The sequence below is a fragment of the Neobacillus niacini genome (assembly GCF_030817595.1).
GTDB classification, from domain to species: Bacteria; Bacillota; Bacilli; order Bacillales; family Cytobacillaceae; genus Neobacillus; species Neobacillus niacini_G.
The window spans coordinates 5,341,293-5,360,322 of the sequence record NZ_JAUSZN010000001.1; the positions used below are offsets into that span (position 1 = coordinate 5,341,293).

14 protein-coding genes are annotated in these 19,030 nt (G+C 38.5%); 12 read left to right on the forward strand and 2 right to left on the reverse strand.

The window, feature by feature from the left end:
• Nucleotides 1–42 precede the first annotated feature (42 nt).
• A complete protein-coding gene (locus QFZ31_RS25160; protein ID WP_307308298.1) occupies nt 43–1,995 on the forward strand; it encodes an SEC-C metal-binding domain-containing protein in 1,953 nt (650 codons plus the stop codon).
• 114 nt (nt 1,996–2,109) lie between these two features.
• Here QFZ31_RS25160 and secA read toward each other — a convergent pair whose 3' ends face one another.
• Nucleotides 2,110–4,623 carry a preprotein translocase subunit SecA gene (secA, locus tag QFZ31_RS25165; protein WP_307308301.1) on the reverse strand — a complete coding sequence of 838 codons (2,514 nt, stop codon included), beginning with the start codon at nt 4,621–4,623 and terminating at the stop codon, nt 2,110–2,112.
• A 515-nt stretch (nt 4,624–5,138) separates the two neighbouring features.
• Here secA and QFZ31_RS25170 point away from each other — a divergent pair.
• The 7 genes from QFZ31_RS25170 (at nt 5,139) to prfB (ending at nt 15,234) form a co-directional block, all read left to right on the forward strand.
• Nucleotides 5,139–6,536 carry a cytochrome c3 family protein gene (locus QFZ31_RS25170; RefSeq protein ID WP_307308305.1) on the forward strand — a complete coding sequence of 466 codons (1,398 nt, stop codon included), beginning with the start codon at nt 5,139–5,141 and terminating at the stop codon, nt 6,534–6,536.
• A gap of 30 nt (nt 6,537–6,566) precedes the next feature.
• Nucleotides 6,567–7,748, forward strand: coding sequence for a cytochrome c3 family protein (locus QFZ31_RS25175; protein ID WP_307308308.1), 1,182 nt, complete (start codon nt 6,567–6,569; stop codon nt 7,746–7,748).
• A 20-nt stretch (nt 7,749–7,768) separates the two neighbouring features.
• Nucleotides 7,769–8,443, forward strand: coding sequence for a tetratricopeptide repeat protein (locus QFZ31_RS25180; RefSeq protein WP_307308311.1), 675 nt, complete (start codon nt 7,769–7,771; stop codon nt 8,441–8,443).
• Between the two features lie 26 nt (nt 8,444–8,469).
• Nucleotides 8,470–9,441: a 6-bladed beta-propeller gene (locus QFZ31_RS25185; RefSeq protein WP_307308314.1), complete on the forward strand. Its 972-nt coding sequence runs from the start codon at nt 8,470–8,472 to the stop codon at nt 9,439–9,441.
• Between the two features lie 122 nt (nt 9,442–9,563).
• Entirely contained in the window at nt 9,564–11,114 is a 1,551-nt protein-coding gene (locus QFZ31_RS25190; protein WP_307308315.1) for a cytochrome c3 family protein, read from the forward strand.
• A 304-nt stretch (nt 11,115–11,418) separates the two neighbouring features.
• Nucleotides 11,419–13,587: a multiheme c-type cytochrome gene (locus QFZ31_RS25195; protein WP_307308317.1), complete on the forward strand. Its 2,169-nt coding sequence runs from the start codon at nt 11,419–11,421 to the stop codon at nt 13,585–13,587.
• 548 nt (nt 13,588–14,135) lie between these two features.
• Nucleotides 14,136–15,234 (forward strand): peptide chain release factor 2 gene (gene prfB / locus QFZ31_RS25200; protein WP_307308319.1). Its coding sequence is split into 2 segments (ribosomal slippage): nt 14,136–14,198 and nt 14,200–15,234, totalling 1,098 coding nucleotides; the frame shifts between segments, so codons are not numbered across the junction.
• A 113-nt stretch (nt 15,235–15,347) separates the two neighbouring features.
• Here the strand turns inward: prfB and QFZ31_RS25205 are convergent.
• Nucleotides 15,348–15,590, reverse strand: a complete 243-nt coding sequence (locus QFZ31_RS25205) for a hypothetical protein (protein ID WP_307308321.1) — start codon at nt 15,588–15,590, stop codon at nt 15,348–15,350.
• A 308-nt stretch (nt 15,591–15,898) separates the two neighbouring features.
• Between QFZ31_RS25205 and QFZ31_RS25210 the strand changes: the two genes are divergently transcribed.
• The 4 genes from QFZ31_RS25210 to ftsX all read left to right on the forward strand — a co-directional run bounded on the left by QFZ31_RS25210 (nt 15,899) and on the right by ftsX (nt 19,001).
• Entirely contained in the window at nt 15,899–16,762 is an 864-nt protein-coding gene (locus tag QFZ31_RS25210) for a YitT family protein (protein WP_179595199.1), read from the forward strand.
• A 51-nt stretch (nt 16,763–16,813) separates the two neighbouring features.
• The gene (cccB, locus tag QFZ31_RS25215; RefSeq protein WP_179595200.1) at nt 16,814–17,137 is read left to right on the forward strand and encodes a cytochrome c551; all 324 of its coding nucleotides are present in this window, start codon (nt 16,814–16,816) and stop codon (nt 17,135–17,137) included.
• Nucleotides 17,138–17,431: 294 nt separating this feature from the next.
• Entirely contained in the window at nt 17,432–18,118 is a 687-nt protein-coding gene (gene ftsE, locus QFZ31_RS25220; RefSeq protein WP_179595201.1) for a cell division ATP-binding protein FtsE, read from the forward strand.
• Entirely contained in the window at nt 18,108–19,001 is an 894-nt protein-coding gene (ftsX, locus tag QFZ31_RS25225; RefSeq protein ID WP_179595202.1) for a permease-like cell division protein FtsX, read from the forward strand. Before ftsE ends, ftsX begins: the two co-directional genes overlap by 11 nt.
• The last annotated feature ends 29 nt before the right edge of the window (nt 19,002–19,030 follow it).

A 19,030-nucleotide genomic window follows, 5' to 3' on the forward strand; every position in this document is an offset into this window, starting at 1 on the left:
TGATACAAATTAGATACATAGAAAAGGGAGGGGCTAGTACTGATGGCTGAAAACATAGGTCGGAACGAACCTTGTCCATGTGGGAGCGGGAAGAAATATAAAAAGTGCTGCGGGGCAAAGGAAGCCGTGTCGATCACACAAGTTATTGAAAATGAAATAGACGATTTACAAAAGAAATTGCTTCATTTTGCCCTCGATCACTTTGAAGAGGAAATATATCAGGGTCTTGATGAATATGAAGAATACTTTGAGATTGAGGATGAAGAGCGGCAGTTTTACGAATTTGTTTACACGGTCTGGTTTTCGCTGTTTAATGAATTGGAGGCTGGAGGAACCATTCTAGAAAACTTTATCTCCTCAGAGGCTGGAAGAATTAAAAGAACTAAATTGAAACAAATTCTTCAATCTTGGACAGAAGCTAGAGCGATTGCAGGCGAAATTTTAGAAGTTGAAAAAAATAAACTTATCGTGGTTGATGGGTTTTCATCTGAACGATTTGAAACGATTGTCACAAATGCCCAAAGATCGTTTGATATAGGGTCATTTTTTATGGGAATCCTTCTGCCATTTAATGAAAAATATGTCTTTTTCCCAGCGCCATTTGAGTTGCCCGATTTACCGGTCTATCATGCGATTGACTATATAAAACAAAAAAGTCTTATTGCTGCTTATGAGTCTCCGCAGGAATTTTTAACAGAGTTCTTTATGGAGATTATGGTGGATCTTACTAAGATTGGCGGTATGGTTGAGATTGATAATATGGAGTGGCAGTCGCCTGTTTATAAAGAGGTGGCAGAGCTGTTCAAGAGAAGTATGGAGTCACTTGGAGAAATGCCGCCAACTGTGGATGTAGGGATTATTCTCTGGTTTCAATTTTGCCAGAAAAAGCCGAAAAGGATTAAAAAGCCGAATCTATATGCAGCTTCTCTACATTATTTAATGACTCTGTTCAACGATATGGTTTCACCGATGACTCAAAAGGAAATCGCTAAGTTGTATGGTGTACCGGTAGGATCCCTTTCTTCTACTTATATAGAAATGGATGATGAATTAGAGGAAGATATAAAAAGAATTATTGAGCTATCATATGAGGAAGATGAACTTGATAATCACCATACTCCCCCAATAAATCCGTTACAGGGGCCAATGCCTACAGAACAAGCCATGCACGAAGCACTAGCAGAGATTCAGGGTCATAATTTTGAAAGTGTTGAAGAAATAAATGACTTTTTGAATAAGAAGTTAACGAGTCAATCTCCAAAGAAAGCAGCCAGAACAAATAAAGAGCGTGCACAACAATTGGTCTATGATGCAATGAAAGTCCAAGGTCCTAAACGATATAAACTTGCTGAGGAAGCCATAAGCATAAATCCGAACTGTGTGGATGCCTATGTTATACTCTTTGAAAATTCAACAAGCCTGCAAGAAGCATTAATGCTTTCTGAAAAAGCAATGAAAATCGGGGAAAAGGAACTTGGAAAAGCATTCTTTGTAGAAAATAAAGGGCATTTTTGGGGTCTGTTAGAAACTAGACCTTACATGCGTGCTAAAGCACAATATGCAGATGCTTTGTATCAACTAGGGAAATTACCTGAAGCCATACAGCAATATGAGGAAATACTTGTGTTAAATAAAAATGATAACCTTGGTACTCGTTATATGTTATTTGCACTTTATTTGGACAAGGCGGAGTTGTCTAAAGCAGAGAAACTTTTGAAACAATATGAGGAGGAAACCGCCTATGGGCTTTACAACAAGCTATTGCTTGAATTATTGAAGAATGGTTTGAGTACAAGAGCGGCTAGAATCCTGAAGGATGCTAAAAAGCAAAATCCAAATGTGATTCCATTCCTAACTGGTAAAAAACGTCTACCTAAACAAATGCCAGAATATCACAGCTGGGGTGATGTAAACGAAGCTATTATCTATGTTGATGCTCATCTTCACTTATGGAAGAAGATAGAGGGATTACAGGAATGGCTTGAAAAGCATTAAATCGAGAGGATCGTCCTCTCGATTTTTTTGCATATTGTCAAAAAGGCATTTATTTCGGTACTAATACAGACAAATGAAAAGGGACAGCAAAAATTGCTGTCCTTTTTCATGGCTTTATTTCCCTGCACCATGGCAGTTCTTATATTTCTTTCCACTGCCGCAATAGCATGGATCATTGCGGCCGATGTCGATTTGGTTTACTTTTGGTTTCTTTTTAACTGCTTCTCCGTCTTCTTTCGGATTAACAGCCTGTCCTTTTGCAACCTCTTGGCGTTCTAGGTTGTTACGGATTTCAGCCTTCATAATATACATAGAAGCTTCTTCTTCAATTGAAAGCACCATTGCCTCAAACATCGCGAAGCCTTCATGCTGGTATTCACGAAGCGGGTCAATTTGTCCATACGCGCGAAGATGGATACCTTGGCGAAGTTGATCCATTTGGTCGATATGGTCAATCCACTTGCTATCAACCGCACGAAGCGTAACTACTTTTTCAAATTCGCGCATTTGCTCTGGAGAAAGAATTTGTTCTTTTTCATCATAACGCTCTTTCACCTTTGCGAATATAGCTTCTGTCATTTCCTCTGGGTCTTTTCCTTTTAATTGCTCGATAGTAATATCACCTTCATGCAGCAGGTTGGCATTCACGTAATCGATAATGCCCTGAAGGTTCCATTCTTCTTCATCCTCATGCTTGTTTGCATGTGCTTCAACATTTCGCTGGATGGTAGAATGAATCATTTTTTCTACAATTTCACGAAGGTTTTCTGATTCTAATACTTCGTCACGCTGCGTGTAGATAATCTCACGCTGTTGACGTAGAACGTCATCATATTGTAAAAGCTGTTTACGGGCATCAAAGTTATTGCCCTCAACACGTTTTTGTGCGGATTCAACGGCTCTTGAAACCATTTTACTTTGAATTGGCTGAGTGTCGTCCATGCCAAGGCGTTCCATCATCGCTTTCATGTTGTCAGAACCGAAGCGGCGCATCAGTTCGTCTTCCATTGATAGGTAGAATTGCGTTACCCCTGGGTCACCTTGACGTCCGGAACGACCGCGAAGCTGGTTATCAATCCGTCGGCTTTCGTGTCGCTCTGTACCAATAACGGCAAGACCGCCTAATTCAATGACACCTTCGCCAAGCTTAATGTCCGTACCACGTCCTGCCATGTTGGTTGCGATGGTAACAGAGCCTTTATGACCTGCTTCCGCAATAATTTCTGCTTCGCGTTCATGGTTTTTCGCATTCAAGACATTATGTTTGATGCCTTTTTTCAACAAATACTTAGATATAAGTTCAGATGTTTCAATTGCTACCGTACCAACAAGTACAGGCTGACCTTTTTGATTACGCGCGGCAATATCCTCGACAACTGCACGGAACTTGCCATCCATGGAAGCATAAATTAAATCTGGGCGGTCATCACGTGCAATCGGTCTATTGGTTGGAATTACGATAACGTTCATATTATAAATGTTTCGGAATTCTTCTTCTTCCGTTTTCGCAGTACCTGTCATACCAGCAAGCTTTTCGTACATACGGAAGTAGTTTTGGAAGGTGATTGTTGCCATGGTCATGCTTTCATTTTGAACTTCCAAACCTTCTTTTGCTTCAATCGCTTGATGCAGGCCTTCACTATAACGACGGCCCTTCATTAAACGGCCCGTAAACTGGTCAACAATTACGATTTCACCATCTTGCACAACATAATCAACATCTAGGTGCATGCTGACATTTGCCTTCAAGGCTTGGTTAATATGATGGTTTAGAGTTACGTGCGACATATCAAAAAGATTCTCTATCCCAAAAGCGCGCTCTGCTTTGTTGATACCATCTTCCGTCAACATAACACCTTTTGTTTTTTCATCATAGGTATAATCTTGATCTCTTGTCAGCGTCCGTACAAATGCGTTCGCTTGAATATAAAGTACGGCAGACTTTTGAGCAGAACCAGAGATAATCAACGGTGTACGCGCTTCGTCGATTAGAATGGAGTCAACCTCGTCAATAACCGCATAGAACAGAGGACGCTGTACTTTTTGTTCCTTATAAAGCACCATGTTATCCCGTAAATAATCGAAGCCAAACTCATTGTTTGTACCGTATGTGATGTCACAGGCATATGCTTCCTGTTTTTCTTCTTTAGACATGCTGTTTAAGTTTAAACCAACCGTAAGTCCAAGAAATTGATATAATTGTCCCATTTCGTTGGCGTCACGGCTAGCCAAGTATTCATTGACTGTAATAACGTGTACACCTTTTCCAGAGACTGCATTTAAGTAAACCGGCATAGTAGCGGTAAGTGTTTTACCTTCCCCGGTTTTCATCTCTGAGATATTTCCTTCATGGAGAGAAATCCCTCCCATTAATTGAACATGGTATGGATATAAACCAAGAACCCTGCGTGCTCCTTCACGAACCACTGCAAAGGCTTCAATTAGCAAATCATCAAGTGTTTCACCTTTTTGATAGCGAAGCTTAAACTCTTCTGTTTTTTCACGGAGCTGGTCATCGCTTAATTTTTCGGTTTCTTCTGCCAGAGCCTCAATTTGATTTGCCATTTTGTCCAGCCGCTTCAGCTCGCGTTTATTAAGATCGAACACTTTATTTAAAATCCCCATCATATGATGAAACGCTCCTTTATGTCTGATTTTCTACCTTAAGAAATTCGCTTTATATTCATAAAAATCCTATCAAAAATATCAATAAATATCCTTTATATCTTACCACTTCCATAATTGAGTGACAACATTGTTACCTATTTAGCCACATTTGCAAAGAGTGATTCTTTAGAGTCTATCACTACACTTAATACTCCTATTTCAAAATTGTCAATTTTTTGTATGCGGCTATCATTCGTGTTTTATTAAAAATGAGGATATTTAATGAAATAAAATTTAATCGATTGTATAAATATTAGTTTTGGTTAAGGTTAACAACGTGATTATATTGTTAAATAAACCTTTGATTATCAATGTTTCTATGTTGTTTTTAGGAAGAAGGTCACGTGAAGCTAGTGTGAAAAAATATTCACAAATTGTACATTGGAAAATACTTTTGCAATGTTAGATACTACCATTAGAGAGGTTAACTTAGAAAAATAGAGAGAGAAAAATAAATATTGGGAAGGGTGAGTCATGTGGCTTTTTGGGGGAAGAAAAAGAATAAAGATATAGATCCTGAAACTAGAGAAGATAAAAAGAAACCTGGACTATTTCGCACACTCTGGCAGAAGTTTAGAAAGATAGACTGGAAGGATCCAGTTACAAGATGGAAAGCATTATTTGTCGCCCTAATCGGGTCTATTGTTGTTTTTGGAGGAGGATATGGTGTTATCTCCTTCACCAACTCGCCTTCATTTTGTAAAAGTTGTCACGAGATGGCGCCAGAATATACAACCTTTACAGCGAGTGCGCACAGTGAAATTTCTTGTGTTCAATGTCATATTAAGCCTGGGTTCGTGAACATGATGACCCATAAGGTGATTTCATTAAAAGAAGTTTATCACCATGTTATGGGTATACCTGAACAAATTGTACAAACAGAACACGAAGCGGTTTCAGATCATAACTGTTTGCAGTGTCACTCTAAGAACCGTCTTGTAACAGCTTCAAAAGACTTAATTGTAAACCATAAAGGACATATCGAAGAGGGTGTTCCTTGTATCAGCTGTCACTCAGGAGTTGCACACGCAAAAATTGCAGCACGAGGAATCAATACCGAAGAAGTACGCAGTCATTGGACAGAAGATGTAGCGCAACAAATGATGGAACAGAAATATTTAGCACCAAACATGGGAACATGTATTGACTGTCACGACAAAGTAAATAACGGCGAGAAGCCTTGGAAAGATGTGGCTTATCTTGTACCGCCAAATCCAGAGCACCTTGAAGAAGCAGCTAAAAGTGAAACAAAAGAAACTACGAGTGAAGTAAAACATGATGCAGCAACAGAGGAAGAAGCAGCTGAGGCAGTGGCATCACATGACGAGAAAACACAAGCGCTTATTTTAGAAGCAGTTGGCAAGCAAACGAAGGACGTTAAGCTTTCGATGGCATGTGAAACTTGCCATCAAAGAGTTAAAGTTCCAGAAAGTCACCGAGTTGAAAACTGGAATGGAAACCACGGTGGTACAGCACTTCAAGAGCTAGACACATGTGTAGACTGTCACCAGGATTCAAAGTGGGTAAGAGATATTCCTAAAGAAGACTTAATGTCCATGCTTAAGATGGCTGAGGTTGAAGAAGAAAATAAAGACCATAAGTACACAGCAAATATGACTGTTGTAAGGGAACAAGCACGTATCAATAAATTCTGCAGCGCTTGTCATAGTGAACGTCCGGAAAGTCACGCAAAGAGTAATCAATGGTTAGTTGGTCACGCAAATAACGCGTTATCACCAGAAGAAAAGGCCGAGTGTTTTGTCTGTCATGATCAACAAAAACCAAAAACAGGATCAACAGATCTAAAAGCATCAACTGATGTTTATTGTGAATATTGCCATAGAACCGGATTTAAGGATGATGAGAAAAAATAAAGTTTTGATGTTTAATAGGAGGGAAAGTGAATGGAAGAAGAACATATAGAACAGACCTCCCCTCCCCGGAAAAGCTATAAATTATTTAAATATTTAACAGTAGCAGTAATGTTTATCGTTGTATTCTTCTCATTAGGGCTAATAGGAGTAGAAACCACTTCAAGTCAAGAGTTCTGCTCCTCCTGCCATGAGATGAAGCCACAGTATTATACGTTGAAAGCATCCAGTCATAGTGAAGTTGACTGTGTCAGCTGTCATATTGACCCAGGAGCAGAAAATTATGCTAAAGCACAGGTGAATGGGGTAGTCGAATTTTACAAAAAGCAGACAGACACCTATCTCGCACCGATTAAAATGCCGACCTTAATACCAGATGAAGCCTGTGAAAGTTGTCATAATATGAAAAGCCGCGATGTAACGCCTTCCGGGGATATTATCATCCCTCACGATAAACATAAGACAGAAGGAATTGAGTGTGTTCAATGTCATAGTGGTACTGCACACGGGGAAATTTCAGATCGGAAAATTACCTATAAAAGTGACTATGGAAAATGGAATCATAAGTTAGGTGCTTCTGTTATGAGTGACAGTAAATACATTCGTCCGCAAATGGATACGTGTATGGAGTGTCATAAAGCTAGAAAAGTCACGCTTGAATGTACAGCTTGCCATGAATCAACCATGGTTCCGGATGACCATAAAACAGATAAGTTTAAAGCAGGCGATCATGGGAAAATAAAGCCTTCAGAATTAGAGAATTGTGAGAAGTGTCATTCCTATATGTCATCTGAAGAGTATGACTTATTTAAAGAGGACCCAAGCTATCAAAAGTATTTAAATAATGAAGAGGTTGACTCAACCAATGTAACGGTAAATGCATATGCAAAAACAAATACCTTCTGCAAAGACTGTCATGGTGAAAAACCCAAAAGCCATCAAATTAATGCATTTATGGTGAAACATGGGGAGTTATCGAAGGATACAGAAAAGTGTTTCACATGCCACGAAAATAGAATTACCAGTGATGCACCGGTTACAAAAGTGCAGTGTTCAACTTGTCATACTAGATCTCATAAGGAAAATTGGGAGAGTAAACACCCAGTTAAGTTAGCAGAAAATCAGAAGTATGATAAAACATGCTTAAAATGTCATGTAGAAACAACATGCACAAAATGTCATAGACCAGATAGTAATCAAAAAGCCAAGGATTAATTTCCGAGAGGGGATTTAATATGGAAGCAGCAAAAGTACCTCAGGAAGTTGAGGGTAGGACAGCCAAGAAACAACCAAAAACTTTTACAAAGAAGACTAGTTTTCTACTATTATTCTTCACATTACTCATTTCAGTAGGCACTGGTTATGCCCTCGGTCACTTTTATTTTTGGAATGATGTCGATATGAAAAGAGTGAATGAGCAGCTAACGTACTACAAGGAAGAAGTAAGAAAAGACCCATCAAATCTCGAAAATCGGATTGTGCTAGGATACACCTATTTCTTAAAAGGTGAGAATGAAAAGGCGATTAAGGAGTTTGATTATGTTTTAGAGCAAGACAAAAACTATTATGATGCCCATTACAACTTAGGTTTAGTTTTTTTGGATGAAGAACGCTATAACGAAGCGTTAATTGAATTGGAAAAAACGGTAAATATCGCTCCTAAAGACTATAAAGGTCATGTGCAAATGGGAATCGCCTACCGCGGATTAGAGGAGTACGATAAAGCGACAAAGGCACTGGAACAAGCCAATAAATTGGCACCAACCAATGCCGATATCATTTATCAAATTGGCATGGTAGCTGAAGCAAAAGGCGAATTTAGTGACGCGATTGCCATATACAAAGATGCACTAACATATGATCCGTTGTTTCAGGACGCAGTCGATGCACTTGATAGATTAAAAGATTAAGACACAAAGGCTGAAGGTGAATAACAATGAAAAGACGTAATGTGTATATCGGAATGGCGCTCATTGCTATTGTCACGGCAGCTGTCTTCACCCTGCTATTTATGAATAAAACAAAAGCAGTAGATACAGGATTATTAAAAGTTCTTGACCCAAACGGGGCGCCAAGCCACAGCCAGTCTCTTACTGGTGATTTCAGTAAACCAATGGATAAGCCTATGGATATAGCGGTGAGTAGTTCTTTCACTTATATCACTGATACAAATAATAAACGTGTTCTAACATTTGATGCCGGTGGCAATCTACTTTACTCATTTGGAGAGGACGGTAATGGTGAGGGACAATTCAAATTCCCATATGGAATTTCAATTGATGAAAAAGGAAGAGTGTTTGTAGCAGATTTATATAATGGTAAAATTTCAATTTTCGATGAAAAAGGGAAATTTATTGAATATTTTGCACCGGAAGCAAATAAGGAAGGGAAAATTTCTGCTCCTGCTGCTTTGAGAATCATTGAGAAAAAGGTTTACGTGACAGATATTAAAGCTAACAAAGCCTATGTATTTGACATGAACGGTAATCTGCTTCTTGAGGTTGGTAAGCCGGGAGTAAATGACGGCGAGTTCAACTCTCCAAATGGCATTACAGCTGATGAAGAAGGTAACATTTATGTTGTTGACACTGGTAACCAACGGGTACAGATTTTTGATAAACAAGGTAAGTTTATAAAAATCATTAATGGTTCCAACGATGGTAAAGGTGAATCCGTTTATGTTAACCCAAGAGGAATTGGTATCGATAGCCGCGGCAAGATGTATGTTGTCAGCAATCTAACACACATGGTCTATGGTTTTGATAAAGATGGCAAAAAAATCTTCCAAATGGGCGGCATGGGTGAACAGAATGGTCAATTCTATCTTCCTAATGGTTTGTTTATCGACAGCAAAGACAATGTTTATATTACGGATACTTTAAATCTCAGGGTTCAAGTTTTCAAATAAGGCAATCACTTATATCCTTACATTTAAGGGGGTGGTTTAAAAAAAGATAGCAGCATATAGCTTTTTTCATAGATTTATAAAAAAGAGAGAAAAAGAGAGATTTTTTTGGGAGGTTTTAAAGAATGAGAAAGTTTAGTTTAAGCTTTTTATTTGCACTCTTGCTGTTTAGCATGTTTGCAATCGCTGCTTCTGCACAGGGCGAATTGTATAACGGTGAAAACGGCGAGATAACTCCAGGAGTAGTTGGAGATAATATCGAAAATGCAAATGATACAGCTGAAGGTGCTGACATAAATGACGGTACTACAGCGAAAACAGTAAAGAAAAATTTAACTGGTCACAATGTTCATACGTCATACCAAAATAACACAAACTCTTGTGCAAGCTGTCACCAAACACATACTTCACAAGGTGATCAATTATTATTTGCAGATACAGTTTATAACACTTGTACTGCATGTCATGATGGTACATTAGGATATTTAAACGTATTTGCTGATGGAAAATCTGCAAAAACAACTGGTGCAGGTACTTTCGGTGGTACTCACGGCTCATCACAACATATGGCTAATGATACAATAACAATTTCTGCAGCACCTGGTGGAAACCCTGTATCAACTAGTAAAACAAAAGGAACTATGTGGGGAGAAAGCTTCAACTGTGCAAGCTGTCACGCTCCACACGGATCTTACTCTGACCGTTTACTTCAATATAATCCAAACGGTATTGGATCAATGCCGGCTTCTCAAGGTGGTAACCAATTAGAAAACGTTCCTGTAGTTGATACTTTAACAGGTCAAACTGCTGCTGTAGTATTACTACGTACAGAAGATACTACAACTGGTAAAGTAACGGTAGCACAATATAATAAAGGCACTTCTGGTTATACAAAATCAACTGCTCCATGGTTATATGGATATGACAACCGTACAAATGGTTTAACTTACTGGTCACGTTTAGTGAAGGTAAATGCAACATCTGATGCTGATGAAGTTGCTGCTTACGGTTCAACTGCTGGTGTTTATTTTGATTATGAACATGCAGAAGCATACTCTTCTACTGCTGCGGGTGCTACAGCTCTAAAATCTGCTACTAAAGGTTTCATTGCTCGTCCTGTCGTAGTACAGATGGCTAAAGAAGGACACGATACCATTCAAAGTGCTTACTGGTCTGGAGCTGATATTTCTAAATTCGAGGGAAAAACTGCTCAAGAATTGAAAGACCTTGGCTATACAGTAGACGCTTCAAATGTGGTTAAAAATGTTGGTGTACAAATGTCTAAGTTCTGTGCTGCTTGTCACACTGACTACTTACAAGCAAACTCTGATGGCAAGAAGTCTCACTTTGGTGATGAAACTGCTGCATACCGTCACAGCACAAACAGTGACTCTTACACTTGCGTACGCTGTCACTTTGGTCACGGTACTGATGCTTACATCATGAAGGATTCTCTTGGACGTACAATTGCTGACTTAACTGCAACTGGCGGACAATTCGCAGGTGATGAAGCTGCGGCACTAAGCTACATGCAAGACAACAACCCATCTTCAGCACTTAAGAAGTTCACTAATATGTCAGTATGTTGGGCTTGTCACAACAGCTCTCACGCTGAAACAATTAAGAACGCAGAGCGTCGTGCTGATCACCCAGTTGGAATGCCTGGAACAAACTAAAAAAATAAGCTAACAATTAGCTGCAACTAATTATTAGCTCAAAATTAAATGTTCGGAAAATAGGGTGTTATGCTATTGCATAGTACCTTATTATTTGCAATTAGTCTATCAAAAGTGTCATAAAATTGTCAATTATTTTTACTTGTAAAATGTAAAAATTATAATAGATATTTTTACAATCTATATATGAATATTTGTTGAATTATCACCTCATTCTCTAGTACCTTCCTATTAATAGGAATAAAATATATAGAGAGAGCAACAATTTGCGAATAGCAAATATAGAAGAAATGAGAGGTGCTAAATGAGGTATAGAGGCCTTCTGCATAAAACCAAATTTCAAGTACTTGTCATACTTGTTTTATGTATTCAATTGATGTGGCCACAACAATTGCTGCCCATATCAAGCGTTAAAAGTAAGGGGCTAGAACCGAAGTTAACCATTACTTCACCTGTATCTGGCAGTACTTTAAATGAAGGAAATGTAATCATTACCGGCGTGATTGAGAATTTTCCGGTTGAAAGCCTTATCAATTTTTATATAGGTGAAGAGCAAATTGATACACCTATTACTGTGATCGACAATACATGGTCCATTCCAATCACTTTGACTAAGGGCAGTCATACCATTTTGGCTAAATCCGAAGTGGAGGGAATCGAAATTAGTTCTGAGCCTATTGAAATCATGATTGATCCAATCCTGCCAAATATAAGCTTCTCCAAACCAATTAACGGGGAGTATTTAAATTCAAAAGCATTGGAAGGAAACACAGAGAATTCTGCTACCGTAAAAATTTGTATGGATTGTACAAAGGACTCAGAAGGTATAATCATTGGAACGTGGGAGTCAGTGGTGGCCGATAGTACGGGGAAATGGACGTATCAAAATACCAATCTAACCGAAGGCAGTCATACGGTCTATGCGAAAGCCGTTGACAATGAAGGTAACATATCGAAGGATAGTAAAGTTACCTTTATATTAGATACGTTGCGCCCTCAAGTAATGCCAGAAGTTTTTCCTAAACAGGATATGACCCAAGTGTCATTAAATCCAGTCATTAAGGTAAAAATCTCTGATGCTAGCACTTTGAATGAAGCAGAAATGAAGAATAGCATCATTGTATCTCAAAATGGTACGAATGTTAAAGGAACCACCAGCTTTAATAGAGATACAAAAGAGATTACCTTCACACCATTAGAAGCATTGTTACCCAGCAAAAAATATAATGTTTTTATTAGTCCAATGGGGATAATCGACGCTGCTGAGAATAGTGCTTTTCCAAGATTTTGGTCTTTCACGACTGTCGGTATTACCTCAGAAAAACATCAGAATCCTCATGGCAGTTACACCAATAATGTAGATACATGTGGAAATTGCCATAGTACACACAATGCACTGGATGCTAATTTACTAACCTCAAAGACTGAGACAGAATCAAACCTGCCCGATGGCGTTACAAGCACCGAGGCTGAAACAAACCAGTCCAAGGACTTAGCTGCAGATTCATTCTGTATGGCTTGTCATGACGGTACAGTGGTGGCGCCGTTGCCTGAAAATAGTAAAGCTGTTCATACATATGATGCAGCTGTAAAGATTGACGGGACATCTAGCGGCAGCTCATGTGGAAGTTGTCATAATCCACACTTGGAGCGATCAGAAAACAATCCGAATATGGCCCAAGATCAAATTACATATACCCATCAACCGTCTAATCCGGTCGATCCAAATAAGCCAACGGAAGAAATAAGCAGTAAAGAACAAATGTGTGAGTCATGCCATGAAAACGATAGTGCTGAGAAAATAGCTCATGCAGATGTTAAGTACTCCGTTTTCAAATATAGTAAATCTAGTAACGCAATTGGTATTTATGAAGATTACGAACTCTGTCTTCGTTGTCATAATGAAGATTTCAAGAGTAAATATAACAAATCTGCGGATATTGCAAGTCATTATAACAATTTGACAGAAGAGATAAAGAACCAGTACGAAGTAACAAACGGTCCATCATCCTTCGCTAACCGAGAGATTTCCGCAGAGGAGAAGAAATTTTCAGGACACATCATCAAAGCTTTGGATGGCAGTCCTCTTGCAGGGCATTTGCCATGTGCGGAGTGTCACGATACTCATGGATCTAACAATCTAAAGCAACTTAAAACATCGTTAGGACACGAAAATGCACAGTCTTTTATAACCGGAGAGACTGATAGTAAAAACGTAAAATTAGTAATAAATAACAAGGAAGTTGAATTTGGTATCTTATCTGATTCCAAGGAAAGAGAATTCTGTCTGGCATGTCACAACGGTACAACTGCAATATATGGTGTTACAGGTCAAAATTATGATTCAGCACGCATCGAACATAAAGCTTATCCAAGCAAATCCTGTTCTTATTGTCATGGAAGAGGAGAGTCTGAGGTCGAAAAAGCTTTAAGTGCAGCACATGCTCCCAAAAAAGGACTAGTACCCAGATAAGAAATAATAAATCTTAACAGATTTGTCGAAAAGGTTAGGGAAATATACCTATCTTTGGTGGTAAAATATCTTCTGTCATACCAATAGTTATTAAGTTTCGAAGCAAATACAATTAAGAACAATAGCTAGCTCTCCGTATTTATGGAGAGTTTTTTGTGTTTTGTGGATAAGTAAATCGGGCTTTTTATCAGGGCTCTTTATAAAATGTTGATAAGTCCTGTGTATATGTAGATATGTGGATAAAAATTTTAAGAAAATTATAAATATTGTTGATAACTCTGGTTATCAACAATCGAATTCTAGTATCTGTTATTTAAATTTGTTGATAAGTGATATTATCCACAGGGAGTATACCACAGTTTTTTATTCCTTTTGTTTTAAATTATAATTTACTGGATTTATAATTACCACGCATAATATCCTCTAAAAGCAATAACTAATCTCAATTTTGAAATTTCCCCTCTAGTCAGGCTATAATGGATAAGGAACAAACGAACGGCTAAGTCATAAACTAGAAACTGACCGTAATTTTTATAGAGGTGAAGAAAATGGAATTAGCAGAAATTCGAAATGAACTAGAAAAAACAGCTAAACGTTTAGCGGACTTTAGGGGGTCTCTTTGACCTTGAAAATAAAGAAGCACGTATAGCTGAACTGGAAGACCAAATGCTTCATCCTGATTTTTGGAATGATCAGCAGGCCGCCCAAACTGTCATTAGTGAAGCCAATGCATTAAAAGATCAGGTAAATGAGTTTACCCAGATGTATGAAACATTTGAGAATCTAGAAGTGAGCTACGAGCTTGTAAAAGAAGAAAGTGACGCGGAATTACAGGCAGAGCTTGAAGAAGAACTAACAAACCTAACCTCAAGATTAAATGATTTTGAACTTCAGCTTCTTCTTAGTGAGGAATACGATAAACACAATGCCATCTTAGAACTGCACCCAGGTGCTGGTGGAACTGAGTCACAGGACTGGGGCTCTATGCTCCTGCGCATGTATACACGATGGGCTGAAAAAAAGGGCTTTAAAGTAGAGACGCTTGATTATCTTCCAGGTGATGAAGCGGGGATTAAAAGCGTAACCTTGGCAATAAGAGGTCATAACGCTTACGGTTATTTGAAAGCTGAAAAAGGTGTCCATCGATTGGTGAGGATTTCACCGTTTGACGCTTCAGGACGCCGTCATACCTCCTTTGTATCCTGTGAAGTCATGCCTGAACTGACTGATGAAATTGAAATTGAAATCCGTACCGAGGATCTAAAAATAGATACGTATCGTGCCAGCGGAGCCGGAGGACAGCATATTAATACCACGGATTCTGCCGTGAGGATTACCCATATGCCAACTGGAGTGGTTGTTACCTGTCAGAATGAGCGGTCACAAATTAAAAACCGTGAGGCAGCGATGAAAATGCTCAAAGCCAAGCTTTACCAGCGTGAAATTGAACAGCAGGAAAAAGAACTGTTGGAAATTCGCGGAGAACAAAAAGAAATTGGATGGGGAAGTCAAATCCGTTCCTACGTCTTCCACCCATATTCAATGGTTAAAGACCATCGCACCAGTGCCGAAAGCGGAAACGTTCAGGGAGTTATGGATGGAGACTTAGACCAATTTATTGACGCTTACCTGCGTTCAAGAATTTAATAATTATATTGAAAAAGCCTTTGCCCAATGTGTCGGCAAAGGCTTTACTATTGGGATTTGTTTACCGCTCATGGTGGGATGATGGGGAGATATAGTGGTTATAATTAATTTCACTACTGTCTTTTACCACTGAGTTCTTCAGAGACGAATTCAAACATCCTATCATGATAGTCGAGTTTTTCCTCTATATGGCTAAAATCGTTTCTAAATTCAGTTGCATAATTATGAAGAGAATTAATTTTCGACTCAACACTATCAAATCGAAGATCCATCTTATTAAATCGTTGATCCATTTCATCAAACCGATTATCAATGCCAACAAAACGTTTATCAATTGCATCAAACCGTTTATCCATAGCGTCAAACTTTTAATCTATTGCTACAAATCGAAGATCCATTTTTTCAAACTGCTTATTCATTTGTTCCATCATTTTCATTAATTGTTGCTCCATTGTATCACCTCGACAATTATACCATTTTACAAATAAGGTATCGTATCTTTATTTTTCCTTATGAAAACTTATTTAATAGCAAATACTAATAAAAATTTATCCCTTTAATGCGTTATCTGAATACCATTTACAGCAAATTATTGCCATGCTATACTCACTTCGGTTAAGTAAGAAAATTATAGCAAAATGGTAATATAGAGGGGAATTGTACTATGAATAAAAGAAGAAACAATCAGCCTGCACCAAAATTTGTAAGTGCCTTAGAATACATAAATGTTTTAATCGGATCCGCGATTATTGCGCTCGCCTTTAATGTATTTCTCCTGCCAAATCAAATTGCGTCGGGAGGCGTAAGCGGTATTAGTACGATTTTATTAAGCGTATTCGGCTGGGAGCCGGCCTATGTCCAATGGGCTTTTAATATTCCATTGTTTATTGCAGGGGTAATTTTTTTAGGAAAACAATTTGGAGTTAAAACGCTCGTAGGAACGATATTCTTGCCTTTTGTGGTCTTCTTAACAAAGAATATTGATCCTTGGACAAATGATGCCTTGCTTGGAGCACTTTTCGGTGGAATAGTTGTAGGACTAGGATTAGGAATTGTATTTAGGGGAAATGGTTCAACGGGCGGTACGGATTTAGCCGCACAAATCATAACAAAGTACACAGGGCTAACCCTTGGTACGAGCGTTGTTCTAATTGATGGACTTATCGTCCTTTCTGCGGCTCTTGTCTTTGATATTGAACGAGGATTATATGCATTAATAGCCCTATATGTAACGAGCAAAACGATAGATTTAGTTCAGGTTGGGTTTGGCAGATCGAAAACCGCAATGATTATTACAAACAGGCAAGAAGAAGTACGTGAGGGGATTTTAAATAAAATCGATCGCGGTGTGACAAAACTGTCGGCTTATGGTGGATTTACAGATAATGAGCGGCCGGTACTAATGTGTGTAGTCGATCAACGGGAGTTCACAAAATTGAAACAATTGGTTAAATCCCTTGACCCTTCTGCGTTTGTTGTTGTTATGGATGCTTCTGAAGTGTTGGGGGAAGGTTTCAAAAGAGCTTAATACTGCTATACTATTCCTTGTATGGTAATTTTTTCTGAAGGGGGAGTAGCGATGAAGAAAAAGCTGCTAAAAATGGTATTGGGAACAGCTTTAGTTATGGGTCTGGCTGCCTGTGGCGGCGGGGATGACGAAGCTGGAGGCGACACTGCTGCTGGCGGGGATGCTGAAAAAATTTATTCACAAAAATGCTCAAGCTGTCATGGCGGTGACTTAAAGGGCGGTATGGGACCTGACCTTACAGCTGTAGGAGCAAGCAAATCAAAGGATGAAATTGCCGGCATCATTAAAAATGGTACAGATGGCGGAATGCCAGCTGGTCTTATCGAAGGCGACGATCTAGACAAGGTTGCTGACTGGCTGGCAGCTAAAAAGTAATTTACATAAACGTTCTGTGATTCTACAGAACGTTTTTTATTTTTTTCGGATCTATGTTACTTTATTAAGATATTGTTAAATTTTGTCGAAAAATATTGGGTGTAAATAACAATTTATGTAGGTTTTGAAAAGAAACTGTAATATTTTTACCGCTTTTTTTAAGCCTATAGAGTGTTATAATGAAATTGTGCGAAATCCTGCAGTATTTTGTCTAGGATTTTGTTTTTATGCAAGAAAATAAGAGGTTGTTGTCGAATCTTATTGTTTCGAAACTAACTTACAAAGGTGATCTAAATGATAGAAATGCAAGATGTATTTAAAAAATACCCAAATGGGGTTACAGCCATAAATGGAATAGACGTACGGATTAATCAAGGCGAATTTGTTTATGTGGTTGGTCCAAGTGGTGCAGGTAAATCTACTTTTATTAAAATGATGTATCGCGAGGAAGTTCCGACCTCGGGTACTATTACAATGAATGGTGTTAACGTTGCAAAAATAAAAAACAAAAAAGTACCGATTTTCCGACGCAATCTTGGTGTAGTCTTTCAAGATTTTAAACTACTGCCAACGAAAACTGTTTATGAGAATGTAGCCTTTGCACTTGAGGTTATTGAAGCTCAGCCTAAGTTTATAAAGAAGCGCGTGATGGAGGTCCTTGATCTCGTTAACCTAAAGCATAAAGCAAGAATGCTTCCGACAGAGTTATCGGGAGGAGAGCAGCAACGTGTTTCGATTGCACGCTCCATCGTTAACTCGCCTAAGATAGTCATAGCTGACGAGCCTACAGGTAACCTTGACCCCGAGACATCATGGGAAATTATGAATATCTTTGAAGAAATTAATAACAGGGGTACCACGATCGTCATGGCAACCCATAATCGGGAAATCGTCAACACAATTAAACATCGTGTAATTGCGATTGAGGCAGGAAAAATCGCGCGTGATGAACAAAGAGGTGATTACGGTTATGAAAATTAGAACTCTTGGCCGTCATGCGACTGAAAGCTTTAAGAGTATCGGCAGGAATGGCTGGATGACGTTTGCCTCAGTTAGTGCGGTAACGGTAACGCTCATTTTAGTCGGTGTCTTTTTCGTGATTATGATGAATCTTAATAAAGTGGCCGAAACCATTGAAGAGGACGTACAAATTCGCGTTCATATCGATGTTGCTGCGAATGCAGAGGACCAGCAGAAGTTAAAAAGTGAGATAGAAAATATTTCAGAAGTACAGAGTGTTAAGTTTTCATCCAAGGAGCAGGAGCTTGAAGAGTTAATTAAGAGTATGGGTGAGGATGGACAAGCATTCAAACTATTTGAACAAGATAATCCACTTAACGATGTATTTATCGTAAAAACGAAAAATCCACAGGATACAATGAAGGCAGCGAATCAAATTGGAAAACTTCAGTATGTAACGAAGGCTGTTTACGGTAAGGGAACCGTTGAAAAACTATTTAACTTTATTAAAGCAAGCCGAAATGTCGGCATTGTATTAATTGCAGGTTTATTTTTCACAGCAGTATTCCTAATTTCGAACACGATAAAAATTACAATCATTGCTAGACGTAGAGAAATTAAGATTATGAGACTGGTAGGAGCAACAAACAATTTTATTAGGTGGCCATTTTTCCTCGAAGGATTATGGCTAGGTATTCTTGGAGCAATCCTGCCAATTATCTTAATCTCAATTGCATACTATAACGCTTATGAATATCTAGCGCCAAAATTAGTTGGTAACTTTATTCAAATTCTTCCGTTTAATCCGTTTGTTTACCAGGTGTCAGGGGTTTTAATTTTAATGGGCGCCTTAATCGGAGTTTGGGGAAGTGTAATGTCAGTTAGAAAGTTCTTAAAGGTATAAATGAATTTTTTCAGGAAGGGCAGTGAAAG